Annotated in this window: 17 protein-coding genes and 1 riboswitch; of the genes, 6 read left to right on the plus strand and 11 right to left on the minus strand. The window is 63.3% G+C overall.

The window, feature by feature from the left end; genetic code table 11:
- Positions 1–27: 27 nt before the first annotated feature.
- Together ACFI9K_RS11730 and ACFI9K_RS11735 are read right to left on the minus strand one after the other, a co-directional pair.
- A complete protein-coding gene (locus tag ACFI9K_RS11730) occupies positions 28–642 on the minus strand; it encodes a histidine phosphatase family protein (RefSeq protein WP_462663644.1) in 615 nt (204 codons plus the stop codon).
- A 4-nt stretch (positions 643–646) separates the two neighbouring features.
- Positions 647–1,558 carry a LysR family transcriptional regulator gene (locus ACFI9K_RS11735; protein ID WP_462663645.1) on the minus strand — a complete coding sequence of 304 codons (912 nt, stop codon included), beginning with the start codon at positions 1,556–1,558 and terminating at the stop codon, positions 647–649.
- 82 nt (positions 1,559–1,640) lie between these two features.
- Between ACFI9K_RS11735 and ACFI9K_RS11740 the strand changes: the two genes are divergently transcribed.
- Positions 1,641–2,873 (plus strand): MFS transporter, encoded by a 1,233-nt coding sequence (locus tag ACFI9K_RS11740; RefSeq protein ID WP_462663646.1) that lies wholly within the window; start codon positions 1,641–1,643, stop codon positions 2,871–2,873.
- Here ACFI9K_RS11740 and ACFI9K_RS11745 read toward each other — a convergent pair.
- The 5 genes from ACFI9K_RS11745 to lysX form a co-directional block, all read right to left on the minus strand.
- Positions 2,859–3,323, minus strand: coding sequence for a DUF4190 domain-containing protein (locus ACFI9K_RS11745; RefSeq protein ID WP_462663647.1), 465 nt, complete (start codon positions 3,321–3,323; stop codon positions 2,859–2,861). The two genes, ACFI9K_RS11740 and ACFI9K_RS11745, sit on opposite strands and share 15 nt — an antisense overlap.
- 94 nt (positions 3,324–3,417) lie before the next feature.
- A complete protein-coding gene (locus ACFI9K_RS11750; RefSeq protein ID WP_462663648.1) occupies positions 3,418–3,774 on the minus strand; it encodes a TIGR03618 family F420-dependent PPOX class oxidoreductase in 357 nt (118 codons plus the stop codon).
- Between the two features lie 155 nt (positions 3,775–3,929).
- Positions 3,930–4,934: a beta-ketoacyl-ACP synthase III gene (locus ACFI9K_RS11755; RefSeq protein ID WP_462663649.1), complete on the minus strand. Its 1,005-nt coding sequence runs from the start codon at positions 4,932–4,934 to the stop codon at positions 3,930–3,932.
- 100 nt (positions 4,935–5,034) lie between these two features.
- The gene (locus tag ACFI9K_RS11760) at positions 5,035–5,931 is read right to left on the minus strand and encodes an alpha/beta fold hydrolase (RefSeq protein ID WP_462663650.1); all 897 of its coding nucleotides are present in this window, start codon (positions 5,929–5,931) and stop codon (positions 5,035–5,037) included.
- 105 nt (positions 5,932–6,036) lie between these two features.
- The gene (lysX, locus tag ACFI9K_RS11765; protein WP_462663651.1) at positions 6,037–9,348 is read right to left on the minus strand and encodes a bifunctional lysylphosphatidylglycerol synthetase/lysine--tRNA ligase LysX; all 3,312 of its coding nucleotides are present in this window, start codon (positions 9,346–9,348) and stop codon (positions 6,037–6,039) included.
- 279 nt (positions 9,349–9,627) lie between these two features.
- Here lysX and ACFI9K_RS11770 point away from each other — a divergent pair, with 279 nt between their 5' ends.
- Entirely contained in the window at positions 9,628–10,617 is a 990-nt protein-coding gene (locus tag ACFI9K_RS11770; RefSeq protein ID WP_462663652.1) for a hypothetical protein, read from the plus strand.
- Here ACFI9K_RS11770 and ACFI9K_RS11775 read toward each other — a convergent pair.
- From ACFI9K_RS11775 to ACFI9K_RS11790, 4 genes are all read right to left on the minus strand, one after another.
- Entirely contained in the window at positions 10,599–11,153 is a 555-nt protein-coding gene (locus ACFI9K_RS11775) for a GNAT family N-acetyltransferase (protein ID WP_462663653.1), read from the minus strand. The two genes, ACFI9K_RS11770 and ACFI9K_RS11775, sit on opposite strands and share 19 nt — an antisense overlap.
- Positions 11,154–11,300: 147 nt before the next feature.
- Positions 11,301–11,720, minus strand: coding sequence for a TIGR03668 family PPOX class F420-dependent oxidoreductase (locus ACFI9K_RS11780; RefSeq protein ID WP_462663654.1), 420 nt, complete (start codon positions 11,718–11,720; stop codon positions 11,301–11,303).
- A 15-nt stretch (positions 11,721–11,735) separates the two neighbouring features.
- The gene (locus ACFI9K_RS11785; RefSeq protein WP_462663655.1) at positions 11,736–13,082 is read right to left on the minus strand and encodes a putative bifunctional diguanylate cyclase/phosphodiesterase; all 1,347 of its coding nucleotides are present in this window, start codon (positions 13,080–13,082) and stop codon (positions 11,736–11,738) included.
- 103 nt (positions 13,083–13,185) lie between these two features.
- Positions 13,186–14,238 carry a LacI family DNA-binding transcriptional regulator gene (locus tag ACFI9K_RS11790; protein WP_462663656.1) on the minus strand — a complete coding sequence of 351 codons (1,053 nt, stop codon included), beginning with the start codon at positions 14,236–14,238 and terminating at the stop codon, positions 13,186–13,188.
- 47 nt (positions 14,239–14,285) lie between these two features.
- On the opposite strand from ACFI9K_RS11790, the gene ACFI9K_RS11795 reads away from it, so the two are divergent.
- From ACFI9K_RS11795 to ACFI9K_RS11810, 4 genes are all read left to right on the plus strand, one after another.
- Positions 14,286–15,485, plus strand: coding sequence for an MFS transporter (locus ACFI9K_RS11795; protein ID WP_462663657.1), 1,200 nt, complete (start codon positions 14,286–14,288; stop codon positions 15,483–15,485).
- Positions 15,486–15,674: riboswitch (cobalamin riboswitch) on the plus strand.
- Positions 15,660–16,688 (plus strand): ABC transporter substrate-binding protein, encoded by a 1,029-nt coding sequence (locus tag ACFI9K_RS11800; protein ID WP_462663658.1) that lies wholly within the window; start codon positions 15,660–15,662, stop codon positions 16,686–16,688. It overlaps the preceding riboswitch by 15 nt.
- A complete protein-coding gene (locus ACFI9K_RS11805; RefSeq protein ID WP_462663659.1) occupies positions 16,685–17,710 on the plus strand; it encodes a FecCD family ABC transporter permease in 1,026 nt (341 codons plus the stop codon). Before ACFI9K_RS11800 ends, ACFI9K_RS11805 begins: the two co-directional genes overlap by 4 nt.
- Positions 17,707–18,465, plus strand: a complete 759-nt coding sequence (locus tag ACFI9K_RS11810; protein WP_462663660.1) for an ABC transporter ATP-binding protein — start codon at positions 17,707–17,709, stop codon at positions 18,463–18,465. Before ACFI9K_RS11805 ends, ACFI9K_RS11810 begins: the two co-directional genes overlap by 4 nt.
- Positions 18,466–18,513 lie beyond the last annotated feature (48 nt).

Consider the following 18,513-nt stretch of genomic DNA (forward strand, 5'->3'; position numbering starts at 1 on the left):
CGTGTTCGACGGCGGTGACCTGGGATTTTAAGAGGTCTCTGTGGATTGCCGATTGCGAGGTAGCAGGTCCCATACGTGCTCGGTTTCGTTCACCGACGACACCGACCGCGCACCGCTTCGCGAGAACAGTACGCGCGTGACCGAGCAGTAATCGATCGGAAATCCCAGGACCCTCGGTGTCTGCAACACGTCCTGCAGAAGGATGTTGATGACGCCGCCGTGGGCGAACAGTACGACGGTGTCGGTATGCGCGGTGTTCGAGACGATATCGGCTACCCCGGCCAGCACGCGCTGGCGAAACGCGTTTTCGTCGACCTGCTCGGGTAGGTGCCCGGCCTTGATGCGGTCGAAGGCGTCGCGAAATTCGGTCTTTGCGGACTCGATCGGTACGTACCCACCGAAATCGCGATCGTATTCGGTCAGTCGCTCGTCGGCTTCGACGGTCAGATCGAGCCGATCGGCCAACGGCTGTGCCGTCTGCAACGCGCGACGCTGCGAACTGGAGACGACTCGGGAGATCGGGAACCGCGCTACGGCGTCGGGCACCCGCAGGGATTGCTCGACGCCGAGCTCGGCGAGTGCAGGATCGGCCGAGGTATCCGAACGTTGTGGCAGCGCATGCCGAACCAGAACCAATTGCATCGGCTCACCTAATCACGAGTGTCCGACCGCTGCGTTGCACCATCGACCGAAACCGTGCGACCTGACGCGGCAATTCGACTCGGGGATCCCACACCATGCCGATGCGCCTGCGCGCCGCGGGTTGGGCGAGGCTGATGTCGACGGTTCCGCCCTCGCCGCCGTGGCCACGAATTCTGGGCAGGATGGCGATCCCGAGACCGGCACCCACCAGTCCGCGGACGGTATGGGTGTCCTGGCCCTCGAACGCGATGCGCGGGCTGAAGCCGGCATCTGCCCACAGTTCGTCGCAGATCGATCGCATTCCGAAGCCATGACCCATCGCGATGTAGTTCTCCTCGGCGGTATCGGCGAGATCGACGGTTCTTCTCGACGCGAGGCGATGGTCGTCGGGGACCACCAGCATCAGCCGTTCGTCGTAGAGCTGAAACGAATTGTCCTCGGTGTGCTCGGCGCTGAGGGATACGAACGCCAGGTCGGCCGTGCGGTCTGCAAGCCGGTCCAGGCAGCGGGCGCGTGCGCCCTGGTCGAGATCGAAGGTCACCGCGGGATGGTCGACGCGAAACTGCCGGATCAGTGCAGGCACGACGTCCTCACCCAGAGTGTTCTGGAATGCGACGGCGATGCGGCCACGGGCACGGGAATCGTGCTCGGTCATGGCGTCGATGCCGGCGTCGATGTCGCTCAGCGCCCGCTGCAGGTAAGGAATCAGCACTCGACCGGTGCTGGTGAGCACGATCCCGCGGCCGCGTCGTTCCACGATGTCGACTCCGAGGATCGCCGACGCGCGAGCGACCTGGCGGCTGACGGTGGGTTGTGGGACGCCCAGGACGTGGGCGGCATCGGTGATGTGTTCGGTGTCGGCCACCGCGACGAGCGTCGGGAGCAGGGGCAACAGCTCGAGGGTTTCGCGGCGCATGCGTAAATCATATCGCTGAGGTATCTGTTACGAGCATCTCATGCATTGGACGAATACCGTGAGCGCTTCTAACGTGATCGGCATGACTAAGACGCGGCCCGAGGTTCAGGAGTGGGAGGGACATCCAAAGGGATCACGCGAATACCGACGGCTGGTGCTGGCCCTGTTGTTCGCCGGCGTCGCGACTTTCGCGCAGCTGTACTCGGTGCAGGGAATCCTGCCGCTCATTGCGGCGAACCTGAACATCTCTCCGTCACAGTCCTCACTGGCCGTCGGACTCGCAACCGTCGGCGTGGCGATCTCGGTGATTCCGTGGTCCGTTGCAGCCGATCGCGTGGGCCGGGTGCGGGCGATGACCGCCTCGATCCTCGCTGCGACGACGCTGGGCTTGCTTGTGCCGTTGTCGCCCTCGCTCGAGGTGTTGCTGGCCGTGCGGTTCTTCGAAGGTGCTGCGCTGGGCGGACTCCCGGCCATCGCGATCGCCTACCTCAGCGAGGAGGTGCATCGCAATCACACCGCGTTGGCAGCGGCGACGTACGTTTCCGGTACGACGCTCGGCGGCCTGCTGGGCCGAATAGTGGCAGGACCCGTTGCAGAACAGACCAATTGGCGGATCGGAACACTCACCGTGTCGATCATCGCTGCGCTGGCAGCGGGTCTGTTCGTCTGGTTGGCACCGAGGCCGAGAACCACCCTCGTGAACAGCCAGCTTCGTGACCTACCCGGTCGGTTGTGGGTGAACCTCCGCGAGCCCGGAATGCTGGCACTCTACGGCCAGGGTTTCCTGCTGATGGGCGGATTTGTCGCGATCTACAACTTCCTCGGATTCCGTTTGGAGGCAGCGCCTTTCGGACTTCCACAGTCGCTGATCAGTCTCATCTTCGTGGCGTATCTGAGCGGCACGGTCTCGTCGCGAGTGGCAGGCAAGCTGGCGATCGAGCACGGCCGGTCGATCGTCCTGGCCGGCTCGACCGCGACGATGATTGCCGGAGTCGCTCTGACGATGGCGTCGAATCTGGCGGTCATCCTCACCGGACTGGTGATCTTCACGATGGGATTTTTTGCCGCTCACGCCATCGCGTCGGGGTGGACCGGGCAACGCGCAGTGCACGGCCGAGCTCAGGCAACCTCGCTGTACAACCTGTTCTACTACGGAGGATCGTCCGTCGTGGGCTGGCTCGGCGGAGTCGTTTTTCAGTCACTCGGATGGAATGCATTGGCGCTGTTCGTCATTGCGCTGGCAGTAGTCGCCGGCCTGTGGGCCGTAGCGATGAACGGTCGACTGGCGCAGCAACCGAACTCAGTACGTGGATGAGTTCGAGGCTGCCAGCGCGAAGATGACGATCGCACCCACGATGATGACGAACAGCGCAATCGACACGTAGCCGACCACGAGGCCGGCCGTGGCGAATCCTGATCCGCCCTCGCCGTTGCGCTTGATCTGGCCCTTCGCGAGGTGGCCACACACCACCGCACAGACCGACGCGATCAGTGGAATGAACGTCAGACCCAAGATCGCCAACACCAGCGAGACGATCGCCAGCGTGTTGGTGGGTGCAGGCGTCTGATATCCCCCGGCATACGGCGCATTCCCGTACTGCGGGTTGGGATACTGGGGGTTGGGATACTGCTGGCCGGCGTACTGGGGATTCTGGTACTGGCTCTGAGGATTCTGGTACGGCGGATACTGCTGCTGGCCCGGGTACGGCTGACCCTTGTCGGATACCTCGAACGGATCGCTGCCCTCGCCCTGCGGATTCACCATTGCGGGAGTGTGACACCTCGACACTGCCGCCGCAAGCGCGCGCACACGTCTACGTCCCGAGTTTGCCCCAGCCCACATACGCGTCGACGGTCACTTACCCGGTCACTCGAGGCTGATCCCGCACCGGGTACGGATTCCCGGTGTAGTGCGTCGAAATGCGATCGATATCCACCAGATCTGGGTCGTCCTGCAACTCGATCGAGCCGTGCACCGTCACATGCGTGTACCAACTGGCCTCGTCCAACACCGAAATCGAGACCTTCGGATTCGCGCGAATGTGCTCGAGGCGCTTACGAGACGCATCGAAATTGAGCACGACCTTCCCGTCCTCCCACAAATACCAGGTGGGTGCGGTGATCGGCGTTCCATCGGCACGAACCACAGCCATGACCGCGGGATTCGGCTTCGTCAACATTTCCACAGCATCATCGGGCAACGGCGGCTTGGGCATACAACAACTGTACGACTCGACCCCGGCTCCGGTCCTGATTCCGCCCACACCCGCTCCCCAAGTCCACTAGATGTGACATTGACCGTCGAAAAGGCCACTGAACGTCACATCGAGTGCACCGGGGATTCGGGCGCGGGCGAAATGGAGACTGGCAACTACAGGGTGGGGAGCTTGACTACCTGTCCGGCGTAGGACAGTCCGGCACCGAAGGCGAGCAGGAGTGCGGTGTCTCCTGCTTTTGCTTTGCCGGTGCGCAGCAGTTCTTCCATGGCCAGTGGGATCGATGCCGCAGAGGTGTTGCCGGTTTCTGCGATGTCGTTGGCGACGGGGGTGTCTTCGTTCAGGTTGAGACTCTTCGCCAGCAGGTCGGTGATGCGGCTGTTGGCCTGGTGGGGGATGAAGGCGTGTAGTTCGTCGGCCTTGATGCCGGCGACGTCGAGGACCTTCTGCGCGGCCTTGCCCATTTCGAATGCCGCCCAGCGGAAGACGGAGATTCCGTTCATCCGGATCCAGGGGCGTTCCATGTCGGCTTTGGTGATGTAGTCGTACCAGTCGATGGTCTGGACGATGGCGTCGGACTGTGAGCCGTCGGAGCCCCAGACGGCGGGTCCGATTTCGGTTTCGTCACTCTGTCCGACGACCACGGCACCTGCGCCGTCGGCGAAGATGAAGCGCGTGGTGCGGTCGTAGGGGTCGGTGGTGACGCTGAGCTGCTCGGCTCCGATGACCAGTACGTACTTCGAGGTTCCGGCCTTGACCAGATCGGATGCGACGGCCAGGGAGTAGCAGAATCCCGCGCAGCCGGCGCAGATGTCGAACGCTGCCGGGCCCTTGGTGCCCAGGCCGTGTGCCACTTTCGCGGCTGCTTGGGGTGTCAGTTCGAGGTGCGTCGAGGTGGCGACGATGACGGTATCGACCTGATCGGCCGTGATTCCGCTGGCCTCGAGGGCTTTGCGACCTGCCGAGATGGACATCTGGACGACGTTCTCCTCGGGATCGGCGAAGCGCCGGTTCTTGATTCCCGAGCGTGTCTGGATCCACTCGTCACTGGAGTCGATGAACTCGCAGATCTCGTCGTTCGTCACTATGCGTTCCGGGCGATGAACGCCCAAACCGAGCATCTTCGACTGTCGACCTTGCGTCGTGCTGATCGCACCCATCTTCAATTTCCTCTCGTGCTACCGCGCCATCGCCGAGCTTCGGCTCGGGTCTTGGGCTGCGGGCTCGCAGAGACACGTTACGTGCGTCGCCTGGAGGGGTTCACACCAGTTCGGCGATGAGGGCCGCAACCTCGGCCGGTTTGTCGATCATGGCGTGGTGGTGGGCAGGCATGACGACGGTGAAATCGGCACGCAGATACTCGGCGAGCTTGCGTTGGGTTCTGATCCACCTCTTGCCCCACGGTGAGGGGCGTCCGGTGTGAGCTGCCGCAACAATGACCGGAACGACGAGCGTCGAGCGCTTGCGGAGTTTGTTCAGTTCGATGGCCAAATCGGGATAGACGACATCTTCGACGAGCGCGGCGGCGAGGTAGGTGGGCCTGCGGTAGATGTCGTCCACCCAGTCGAATGTCTCCTGCGGTGTGCCATCGGGCGGTGTCGCCTGGTTCAGCACGCGGCGCACACGCGGTCCGAACAGCTTCTGCACACCGGTTTTGTCGAGCACCGTCGCGACGACGCGCGCAGTCTGGACACGGACGACACCGGGAACGAAGCGTCGGGGGTCCGATTCTGCGCTGGAATCGAGCAACAGAATTCCGCGAATGCGCGACGGGTACAGCCGTGCGACGGCTTCAGCGTAGAAGCCGGCAATCGAATGACCTGCTATCACGGCCGGCTCGGTGACTCCGAGTGCGTCGAGAACGCCGACGATCCTGTCTGCTTCCCCGCGGACGGTGGGCATGGCACCGGCGGGCAGGGGATCGCTGAGTCCGAAGCCGGGCCGGTCGATCACGACGACGTGGTGGTGAGCGCTCAAGATGTCGACGGTGTCGTTCCAGTCGAACCAATTGCTACCGAGGCCACCGCACAGGACCACTGTAGGCCCGGTTCCTCGCACGAAGACATGCAGGCGTTGTCCGTCCACCTCGACGTACTGGCCGGGAGGATGTTTCACGGGAAACAACGCACTGCGCTCGGTTCGGTTGCCGTGATCCATCTTTTCTCCACCATGATTTGCTGACCTGTCGTCTGTTTCGGGCTCCAGTTTCCATCATTTTCCCGGTTTTGCACACTTGCTCGGCGAAAAGGTCGTCGACGACACTCACTGACGCGGCTTGGCCAGCGGAAACGCAAGAGTCTCGCGGATGCTTCCTCCGGTGATCAGCATGACGACTCGGTCCACGCCCATCCCCAGGCCGCCGGTCGGCGGCATGCCGTGCTCGAGCGCCTGCAGGAAGTCCTCGTCCAGGCTCATTGCCTCTTCGTCGCCGCCGGCCGCCAACAGGGACTGCTCGGTGAGGCGCTGACGTTGGTCGACGGGGTCGGTCAGTTCGCTGTACGCGGTACCGAGTTCCACGCCCCACGCGACCAGATCCCACTTCTCTGCCACGCCCGGAATGCTTCGATGTGGTCTGGTCAACGGCGACATCGACGTCGGGAAGTCCTTGTAGAACGTGGGGAACTCGGTGTAGTCCTCCACCAGATGCTCGTACATTCCCTGCGCGACGGCGCCCGCGTCCCACGATTTGTCGTACGGAATGTCGTTCTCGTCGCACAACCGCTGCAGCTCGTCCAGCGGAGTCGCCGGCTCGACGGGAACACCCAACTTCTCGGCGACGGCACCGTGCAGTGTCTTGACGGGCCATTCGCCGGAGATGTCGATCTCGATCATCTCCCCGTTCGGGCCGTCGGGACGCAGCACTATTTCGCGACCGTGCGCCGCCACGGCCGCTCGTTGAATCAGTTCTCGGCACAACACCATTGCGCGTTCGTAGTCGCTGTGGGCCTCGTACGCTTCGAGGATCGTGAACTCAGGATTGTGTTTGAAGTCTGCGCCTTCGTTGCGGAACACTCGGCCGATCTCGAAGACCTTCTCCATCCCGCCCACACACAGCCGCTTGAGGTAGAGCTCCGGGGCGATACGCAGATACAGATCCAGGTTGTAGGCGTTGATATGGGTGACGAACGGTGCCGCGTTGGCACCACCGTGCACCTGCTGCAGAATCGGGGTCTCGACTTCCATGTATCCGCGCTCTCCCAACGAATCACGAAGGGATTTAACGACATTGGATCTGGCAATGAGCAGAGAGCGGGCGTCGCGATTGATCGCCAGATCGACGTAGCGCTGGCGCACCCGTGCCTCCGGGTCGGTCAGACCGCGATACTTGTCGGGGAGAGGATGCAGGCACTTGGCGTTCATTCGCCATTCGGTGGCCAGCAGCGACAACTCACCACGCCTGCTGTACCCGATGGTTCCGCTGACCTCGACGAGGTCGCCCAAATCGAAGTCGGCATCGAATTCTTCGATCCTGTCGCCGACGCGTTCGCGGTCGAACAACACCTGGATGTCGGCCGACCAGTCTCGGATCACGGCGAACGAGACGCTGCCGTAGTCGCGGATTCGCAGGATGCGTCCGGCGATCCGCACGGTAGTGCCCTGCGGGGATGCGGCGGCAGCTTCGACCGTGTGCGTCGGGGGATACGCGACGGGATAGCCTTCGACACCCTCGCTCTCGAGGCGCTCGAGTTTGGCCATGCGGACGCGCACCTGGTCGGGGCGCTTTCGGCCGACTACCGGCTCGTCCGCGAGCGTGTCCGGTCCGCTGCCGTCGGAGTGGATGTGCTCGGCATCGACCAGTGCGGCGGGCACCGCAACATGGGATCCGGTGTGCTTGGAACCGCGCCGAAAGGTCGGGAGAGTGAGAAAACCTTCTGCGATAGCCGACGCGACGCCCACCTTGGGCAACACACGGTTGTCTGCGAAGCAGAGGTAGCGCGGCTCCCACTCGGGCAAGTACTTGACGTTCGAGCGATACAGCGCCTCGAGCTGCCACCAGCGTGAGAAGAACACCAAGACACTGCGCCAAATGCGCAGTACCGGACCTGCACCGATCCGACTGCCCTCCTCGAACGCCGCTCGGAACACCGCAAAGTTCAGCGAGATCTTGCTGACGCCGAAATGATCGGCACCGGTAGCGAGTTCGGTCACCATCAGTTCGATGACGCCATTGGGCGACGCGGGATCCCGGCGCATCAGATCCAGCGACGCACCGGTGCGACCCCACGGCACCAAGGACAGCACACCGATGATCTTCTCGCCCTGAACCGCTTGCACCAGAAGGCAATCGCCGTCGAGAGGATCACCCAGGCGGCCCAACGCCATCGAGAAGCCGCGCTCGGTCTCGGTATCGCGCCACGCATCCGCGCAGGCAATGATCTCGTTCATCTCCTCCGTCGCGATATCGCGGTGACGACGCACGGTGACCACGACACCCGCTTTGCGAGCCCGGTTGACGGCCTGACGCACGGGGCGCATCTCTCGTCCATTGAGGTTGAAATCTTTGGTTTTCAAGATTGCTTCGTCGCCGAGTTCGAGAACACTCAAGCCGGCCCGCTTGTAGGCGGTGGCCCCGATCTCGCTGGCCCCCATGACGGCCGGTGTCCACCCGTACTTCTCGGCCAGGTCCAGCCACTCCGAGATTGCGTGGGGCCAGGCCTCCGGATTACCGATCGGATCCCCACTGGCCAAGCACACCCCGACCTCGACGCGATAGGTCACCGCCGCCTTGCCGCTGGTGGCGAAGATGACACCCTTGTCGCGGCGGGTGGCGAAGTAGCCGAGGGAATCGTCGGCACCCCATTTGTCGAGCAGGCCGCGCAGGGCCGACTCGTCGCGACCGGTGAGCGCATTGCCGGACCGCTGCGATCGAAACAACGTGACGACCGCGCCCAGCAGCGCCAGCGCTCCGAACAGCCCCAACGCAGTGTTGACGAAGCCGTTGGGTCTGCCGTCGAATTGCTCGTTGTCCACGGTCGCCAACGCCGTGACCCGGTTGAAGGCCCACAGGAACGTCTGACCTTCCGGCAACGAACCCGGGAACAACGCCACCAACGCCCAACCGACAATCGTCCCGACGGCGGCTCCGAGAACGAGCACCCCGAGCGCCTTCCACCCCGCCCCGCGACGCACACGCGTGTAGAACTCCTTGCGCGCCGCGATCAGCAACCCTGCGACCACCACATGGACCGCCAACGCGATCCACGAATTGACGTCCTTGTCCTGGATGCCTTCGACCACATTGGTGATCGCCAACAACACCAGATAGACAGTCAGCAACCACCACGCAATTCGCTTGCGACTCGCCAACGCCGCCGCCAACAGCCCGACAACGAGCGCCCAGGACAAACTCGTATCCGGCGCATCGAAGTAGTACCTGTCGACATATTCGCGAGGGGCGTGGACGAGATAGCGAAGAGTCGGCGACAGGGACCACAGAAACAACGCCGCCGAGAACACCCCGAGAACCAGCCCCGCGATATGCGGCACCTCGCGCAAACGACCCCGCTCGGGGGGCGAAAACGACCGGGGAGCCGAAGTGCCGGACCGTTCCGAAGGAACTGCTGTCGCCGTCATATCTCACTCCCGAAGTCAGACTGCACCTATGCAAGGTAGACGGTATCCCCGTCAACGCCGACTCAGGCGACCATTTCCCACCCCGCTCGCCCACTCGATGTGACCGTCGGTGGCCTTTTCGACGGTCAATGGCACATCGAGTGGCATCCGGACGCCCGATCGGATGCCGAGTGGGCGTTCGTGATCGCCCCGGGTTTGTCCACAGGGTGCGAGTTGTCCACAACCCAGAACGTTTGCCGTCGTTGGGTGCGCTGGTGATCGCGCGGACAGCGCATCATCATGAGCATGAAGCGGGGTGGCGCGAAAATCGACGCGAAGGTGATCGCGGCTGCGTCGGATCGTGGATTGGTACGGACCGCGCACCTGCTCGAACTCGGGGTGGCGTCGAGGACGATTGTTCGACGCACACTGCCGGACGGCATTTGGTCGCGAGCGCTACCTGGTCTCGTGTTCTTGAAGAATCGTTCGTTGACACCGCTGGAGCGAGCGATCGCGGTGTCGATCTACTGCGGGCGCGACGCGGTGATCAGCGGCCGGGCCGGGTTGGCGCTGCATGGATTGGGCACGTCGGCGTCGCTCGAAGAGACGTTTGCCCTCATTCCCGAGTCGCAACATCGCAAATCCGTGGGTTTCGCAGCGGTGGAACGCACATGGCGGATGCCGGTGCCGGAGATCAAGTCGGGATTGCGCGTCGCGCCGATTGTCCGGTGCCTGTGCGACGCGGTTCGACGGATGAGGAATGCCGAACAGTGCATGGCCTTGATCGCGAGCGTCGTGCAACGAGGTGCGGCCACCGTGGACGCGATCATGAAGGAACTCGACGCCGGCAGCACGCGGGGGACTGCGATGCCCCGTCGCGTACTGCGGGAATTGGTTTCGGGTGCACACTCTGTCGCCGAAGTGCAGGCTCAGAAATTGTACGGACGCAGCGGACTTCCGGCGATGCAACACAATGTGGCCGTGTACGACACGCAGGGAAAGTTCATTCTGATCGCCGACAATTGGCTCGACGATGTTGCACTGGACTGGGAGATCGACTCACTCGAACACCATCTGTCACCGGCGGCGCACAAAGCGACTGTGGAACGCCGTGAGCGTGCGCAGAACGCCGGCCTGATCGTGGTGACACACCTTCCGAGCGACATTCGCGACGATCCGGAACGGGTGCTGTCGGACCTACGAGCACGATACGAGCAAGCCAGAGCACGCGAACGCCCTGACGTCAGTGCGCATCCGGCAACGGACCGGACCTACCGACGATCCGGCTGATATACCCACACCAGGTGACGGCCGGTCTCGGACGCCGCAGCGATCGGTCGCTGCTCGATGCGGTCGAGAACGAAACCGAGCCTCTCCGGTACGGCTCTGCTCCTCGAATTGGCTTCGTCGCAATGTATTTCGACGCGGCCGATGCCGTCCATGTCGAGTGCCTCTCGTACGAGCCTCGTGGTCGCTTCGGTGATCACTCCACGTCCCTCGGCCTCGGCGTCGAGCCAGTATCCCAATTCCATTCCATGCGGCCCGATTCTGCGATGCAACCCGATCTTGCCCATGAACAACCCGTCGACGCGGTCGAATATCCCGTAATCGAACATCTCGCCGGCGTTCCAGTGCTCACCCGCTTCTGCGATTCGAGCGATCTGGGTGGCGACCTGGGCAGCTTCATCCGTCGCCCACCCCATCCACGGCAGTAGTCGAGTTCGGTTGCGGGCAATCGCATCGGCAATGGCGACGGCATCGTTCGGCAACTCACGACGAAGCACGAGGCGCTCGGTCTCGATCCATTCGGGAGGTGCGAACATCATGGTGAGCAGTTTGACGGGCGTACGGCACATCGGCGAGCGAATTTCGGGCGCACCGTCGCCTGTTCGCCCACCTTCATGTCCACTCGATGTGACATCGAGTGTCGGAAAGGCCACCGAATGTCACATCGAGTGGACCAGGGGATCGCGTCAGGAAGCAGACCAGGATCGCCAGGACAGTTTTTCGATGATGATCACCGGACCCTCGGGTCTGTTGTTCTTGTATTGACTGTATTTCGCAACCAAGGCATTCAAGGCCAGTGTGCCTTCGGTGCTGGAGGATTCGGTGATGTGAGCGTTTCCGTCGGCGCGGATCCACCAGAGTTGGGACCAGTCGTCGGTGTAGTGGTCGACGATGAGGCTGACGGCAGGGTCGGCGCGGATGTTGTCGAGTCGCTGGAGTTTCTGGGTTGTCTTGGGTTTCCAGTCGATGGCGGTGAAGATGCGGTCTCCGGCGTCCGCGACGGCGAAGACGATCGGCACGAGGTGCGGTGTGCCGTTGGGGTTGATGGTGGAGAGTTGTGCGCGGGGTGCGTCGGTGAAGCGTTGAATTTCGTTGTCGATCTTCACGTTCGGTTCCTCGGGTTATGCGGATTCGCTGTGGGTGCTGTGGCGAGCGATGAATTGTTCGAGTGCCGCACTGGACATGGGGCGCCCGAGCAGGTGTCCTTGGCCGAAGGTTACGCCCATGTCGGTGCAGATCTGGAGTTGTTCTGCGGTCTCGATTCCTTCGATGACGGTGTCTTTGCCGAGGGTGGCGGTGACGTCGGCGAGGGCTGTGCACAGTGTGGTCATGGCGCGGCGTCGGTGCAGGTTGTCGCTGTCGAGGTGCTGGGTGAGCGACTTGTCGATTTTGAGGATGTCGACGGGCAGGGTGGCGAGTCGCTCGAGGGAGGAGAAGCCGGAGCCGAAGTCGTCGATGGCAACGAGAACGCCGTGGCGTTGGACGTCGCGCAGTTGGTAGTGCACGGCTTCGAGATCGTGCAGTGTCTGTGATTCGGCGAGTTCGATTGCGAGCCGTCCGCGTTCGATGCGGTAGGTGTCGACGATGGCGATGACGTCGGTGGCGAGCGTTCCGGCGGCGAAGTGTGCCGGGCTGACATTGACTCCGATCTGGAGGTTTATGCCGCGTGCTTGCCAGTCTGCGATCGTGCGGGCGACCTCGGTGATGATCCACATGCTCAGTGGGACGATGAGGTCGGCGTCTTCGGCAAGAGGGATGAAGGTGTCCGGCATCAGCAGGCCGAGTTCAGGGTGGTTCCATCGGATGAGTGCTTCTGCGCCGACTACCGTTCCCGTCGCCAGTTCCACGATGGGCTGGTAGGCCATCGTCAGTTCACGTTCGACCATGGCGACCCCGCGGAGCCGTTCGATCAACTCGAGTCGGGTGCGGTTGGTGTGGTGCAACTCGTCGGTGAAGACGTGATGCTTGTTTCGTCCTACTGCTTTCGCGGCGTGCATCGCGGCAGTCGCGTTGTGTACCAATTGCGTTGCGCTGACGCTGATATCGGCGGTGCTGGAGGTAACTCCGACGCTGGCCGTGAGGGTCAGTTGCCGGCTGCCGAGATGAAAGGCGGGCTCGAAGATGCTCGCGAATCCCGCGGCCATCGCGCGGGCGGCGATGGAGTGGCATCGGCGTGCGATGACGACGAATTCGTCGCCGGCCAGTCGGCCGATGGTGTCACCCGGGCGCAATGATGCGGTGAGTCGGTCGGCGACCATGCACAGCAATTCGTCACCTTGGGCCGGTCCCAGTGCGTCGTTGAATTCACGGAATCCGTCGATGTCGACCAGCAGGACGCTGAAGTTGCCGCCCGAGTCGAGTTCGGCGGTGACGAGCACGAGAATCTCGTCACGGCTCGCGAGTCCGGTCAGAGAATCGTGCCTGGTCGCGGAGACAGGACGGGGCGGCGCGTCGTGCTCTGCACTCACAGTTCCCCCTCATGGCCGGACAGCCATAAGGGACTCTAGCTCAGAGTTTGCTTTCACGCTATAAACCGGGCACATCCCCTTTTTAAGTCACATTCAACCATGCCTAGCGCGGTTTATGGCACGTTTCGGATCCCGTCGAACCACGCTGCTCGATTGTCCAGGTTGCCGCGTCCACGGATTCGCTCAGCCCGAGAACCCACCGAGCCGCCGAACGTCCCTGGTCGAACAAGGATTGCGCGACCGTGGTCAACCCGGCGGCTTCTGCCGCGGTGGAATCGTCCCATCCGGTGACGGCCAACTGCGACGGCACTGCGATTGCGTTCGCTGCCGCGGCGTCGAGCGCTCCGAGGGCGAGTTCGTCGCTCATCACGAGCAGCGTGTCGACCGTACTGTCCTGCAACAGCAATCGCGCTGCCTGCTCGCCTTCCGGACGCGCGTTGTGGGTGGTGAACAGAGTGGGAACGGTCGACCAGTCGATGTCCAGGCGTCCGCACGCGTCGCGGTAGCCGTCGAGCCGAGTGCGAGTGACCGGCATCGAGACGTCCGACGGGTCCGCGCCGTGCACCACCGTCGACGCGCGTCGAGAATCGGGTCGAAGTGCCACGATCGCCGGGTGTGATCGGTCTTTCAAGGCGACGGTAGCCACAGCGTCGGCGGCAGCACGGTCGTCTATGGAAATCCACTCCAGGCCCGGATGGTGGGGCCCACCCTGAATGCAGGTGGGACGGCCGGTGTCGACGAGCACGTCGAGGAGCGGATCGTCGCTCTCGGTGGTCCACACCACGTATCCGTCTACCTGGGCATCGCGGATCCGTGCAGTGTCGGTTTCGCGATGCAGGTTCGGCAGCATCACCAGAGCGGTGTCGGCGTCCAGGCACGCGTCGGCGATTCCTGACAGGAACCGTCGAGCCTGTGGATCTTCGAAGGCGTAGGTGAGCTTTTCTCCCAGCACGACCCCGATGCTGTTGTATGTGCCGCTTCTCAACGAGCGGGCCGCGCGGTTGGGTCCGGTGTAACCGAGAGCCGCCGCCGCCGCGCGCACGCGCTCCTTGGTGGCGTCGGACACGCGGCTCGGCCGGTTGTAGGTGTACGACACGCTCATGGTGGAGACGCCCGCGGCCGCGGCGACGTCGGCCATGGTCACCCGAGTGTTCACCGAGCCACTCTAGCGCGACCGTGCCATCATGTGTAACGATACACAGCATGTCTTCACCCGCTCCGAAGTTGGTGGTGCTCGCCGCTGCCGCATTCATCTACGTCACGGCAGAAACACTGCCCGTGGGTCTGCTCCCGGAGATATCCGGCGACCTCGGTGTCAGCGAATCTGCCGTCGGACTGCTGCTGACCTTCTACGCCTACGGCGTTGCGGTGATGACGATGCCGTTGATCAGGGTCGTGCGCGAGTGGCCCCGTCGACGCGTCGTCGTGATCACCGTTGCTGCTCTTGCACTGTCGCAACTGCTGTCGGCAGTGTCGGTCGGCTACCCGATGCTGGTGATCTCGCGAATGCTCTGCGCCGCAACGCACGGCATCTTCTGGGCGGTGGTCGCACCCGTCGCTGCATCGCTCGCGTTGCCGGGAAAGCAGGGTAAAGCCATTGCCACGGTGTATGCGGGCACGTCGTTGGCATTGGTTGCCGGCAATCCACTCACCGCTGCGCTGGGTCAGTGGCTCGGATGGCGCACCGCTGCAACGATTCTCGGAGTAGTCGCGGCCGCCATCGCGGTGGCGCTGTACTTCGTACTTCCATCCCTGCCCGTCGGTCGCACTACGTACGACGAGAAAAAGACACCGCGGGTGCTCGACGGCACCCTGGCAATTCTGTGCGGCGTGACGTTTCTGGCCGTCCTCGGTCATTTCGCCGCGTACACCTATTTCGCGCTGATCGTCGATCGGGTAATCGGTTCGGCAGGAACCACTCTGACGCTGATATTGATGCTGTACGGCCTGTTCGGAGTCGTCGGCATCTGGGTGATCGGCAGAACGTTCGACCGTTGGCCCCGTCATTCCACCATTGCGGCCCTCGGCGCTGTTGCCGTCGCGGTGGCAATTCTGTGGTGCACGCTCAGTGGAGCGCCGGGCAGCTTCGCCGTGTTCGCCGTCGTGGCCATTGCTTTGTGGGGGATGGCATTCACCACGATCCCGGTCTGCATTCAGTCGACTGTGGTTCGATCGGCACCGAGCGATCCGGACAAGGCTTCGGCAATCTATGTCGTCGCCTTTCAGCTGGCCATTGCCACGGGTGCTCTGGTGGGCGGAGTCGTCGTCGATGTTCGCGGCATCGTGGCCGTCACTGCCGCGGCAACCGTGCTTGTCGCGGCAGGTCTGATCGTGGTCGTGTCGGCGCGCAACACCTTTCCGAGCAACTTTGCACAGGAGCCGGTGACGACAGCGGCACGCTGACCATCGAGGTACCCCGCAGGATAGGGTCGGAACGCGACGAACGAGGGAATCCGGTGCAATTCCGGAGCTGGCGCGCAACGGTGACGGGTGAGAGCTCGAAGTCCGAATGCTCGGTCGTCGTGATCGACCCCACCCGCGGCTCCGCGACACGAGCCCCAAGCAGGAAGCTCTTCGATGCGTACCACTTTCGCCGCAATCGGCGCTGTCTCCATCCTTGTCCTTTCCGCCTGTTCGACGGCATCGCCACCCCAGGCGTCCACCGCCACGACCGGAAACTTTCCACTGACCATCGACAACTGCGGCCGCGAGGTGGTCGTCGACGCACCGCCGCAACGCGCGGTGTCGTTGAATCAGAGCTCGACGGAAATTCTTCTCTCCCTGGGGTTGGCCGATCGCATGGTGGGCACTGCCACCTGGACCGACCCGGTTCGCTCGAACCTCGAGTCCGAGAACGCCACGGTGCCCAGGCTCGCGGACAACCAGCCGTCCCTCGAGGTCGTGCTGGACACCGAGCCCGATTTCGTGTCCGCGTCCTTCGGGGGCACTCTCGGACCTGGGGGAGTCGCCGATCGGGGCAGGTTGGAGCAACTCGGCGTGCCGAATTACCTCTCGCCCACGGACTGTCAGGGCAAGACCGACGAGAGCGTCAATTCCGATGGTGCCCGCACGGAGCCGCTGGTGATCGAGACCGTCTATCAAGAGATTCGTGAACTGGCGGCTGTATTCGATGTACGAGATCGCGGCGAACGACTGGTTTCGGAACTGCAGGATCGGTTCGAGAAGGCTTCGGGATCGGTCGACGCCTCAGGGGTGAGGTTGGCCTACTGGTTCGCCGATACCGACACGCCGTACATGGCCGGTTGCTGCGGATCGTCGGGCATCATCACCGACTCCGTGGGAGCCGCGAACATCTACGCCGATACGACCGACGAATGGCCACAGGTCAACTGGGAGAGCGTGATCGACCGCGATCCGACTGCGTTGGTACTCGCAGATCTGAGCCGACGCAGCCTCGCCGGGGATGCCCTCGAGAGCAAGATCGGCTTTCTGGAGTCGAACTCGGTGACGAACCGAATGCCTGCCGTCGGGAGCAAGCGCTACATCGTCGTCAACGGGGCCGATCTGAATCCCTCGATCCGCACCGTCGACGGCGTGGAGAAAGTAGCTGCTGCCCTGCAGAATTGGGGTCTGGCCACACGATGATCCGAACCGACCGCGGGCTGTTGATCCCGCTTCTGCTCGGGGGTTGTGTGGTGGCGGTGCTGTCGATCGGGGTAGCGGTCACGATCGGGCCCGCGTCGGTGTCGGTAGGGGACGTGTACCGAGTGATCCTGGCACACATCGGGTTCGGATCGGCCGGGGTGAGCCGCATCGAGGACGGTATTGTCTGGCAGCTCCGCCTACCTCGAACGCTCCTGGCTGCGATCTGTGGTGCCGGTTTGGCCCTGTGCGGCGCAATCATGCAGTCGCTGCTGCGAAATCCTCTCGCCGATCCCTTCGTCCTGGGTATCTCGTCCGGCGCATCCACCGGTGCGGTCATCGTTGCGGTACTGGGGGTCGGCGGCGGTGCACTGTCGCTGTCGACCGGAGCTTTCGCAGGTGCGCTGCTTTCGTTCGTGCTGGTCATGCTGCTCGCGGCCGGAGCGGGCGGCGGAAACGACCGCGTCGTGCTGGCGGGAGTAGCCGGTACACAACTGTTCTCGGCTCTGACGTCGTTCATCGTCATATCCTCGGCCGACGCCGAGCAAACTCGCGGGGTGCTGTTCTGGCTGCTCGGCTCCCTCAGCGGTGCCGACTGGACGGACGTGGTGTTGTGCGGCGCGGTCACGCTACTGGGATTGACGGTGTGTCTGCTGAACACCTCCGCCCTCGATGCTTTCACCTTCGGGCACGACGCGGCCGCATCGCTGGGCGTTCCGGTGAAATGGGTGCGAATCCTGTTGCTGGTCATCACCGCCTTGATCACTGCTGCCCTCGTCAGCGCCGCGGGGGCAATCGGCTTCGTGGGTCTGGTCCTTCCGCATGCCGCCCGCTTCGTCGTCGGAGCGCGGCACCGCAGACTGCTTCCGACGACGGTGGTGATCGGTGCCATTTTCATGGTCTGGGTCGACACCATTGCCCGAACAGTGTTCGCGCCACAGGAAATACCCGTGGGAGTGGTCACTGCACTGATCGGAGTTCCTGCCTTCGCGCTGATTCTGTTCCGGCTCAGGAGATCCCGATGACACTACGCGCCAGAGATATTCGCTGGACCCGCGGCGGACACCCCATTCTCGACGGCATCGACTTCGAGCCGGAGCCGGGGGAGACCATCGGTCTGATCGGACCGAACGGATCGGGCAAGTCCTCCCTCCTACGAATCCTTGCTGGCATCGTCTCCCCCGACAGTGGCGACGTGCTGCTCGACGGAGACAACCTGCGTTCGTTGCGTCGACGTCGCGTCGCCCGTCGCGTGGCGATGGTCGACCAACACTCCGACACCGACGTCGACATCAGCGTTCGTGACGTCGTGCGTCTCGGGCGCATTCCGCACCACGGAATCCTCGGCGGAGACGCGGCGGACGACGAGAAAGCCATAGCGCGGGCACTGACCGACACCGCCATGGCATCCAAAGCCACCCGCCGCTGGCACACCCTCTCCGGCGGAGAGCGTCAACGCGTCCAGATCGCGCGCGCCCTGGCTCAACAGCCCACCGAGCTACTGCTCGACGAGCCGACCAACCACCTCGACATTCAGCACCAACTCGAGATCCTGACCCTCGTCGCAGGCCTACCGCTGAGCAGCTACATCGCCCTGCACGACCTCAACCTCGCCGCAATGTTCTGCGACCGCATCATCGTCCTGAACCACGGAGCCATCGTGGCATCGGGAACCCCGAAGAGCGTGATCACCGAGGACCTGGTCCGCACGGTATACAACGTGCACGCCAGCGTCACCAACGCGAACAACTATCCACAAGTGACCTATCGCCGGCCCTGATGCCTCTACCGATCAGACCCCTGAGGTCCACTCGATGTGACATTGACC

It is taken from the genome of Rhodococcus sp. PSi06, from assembly GCF_054960675.1.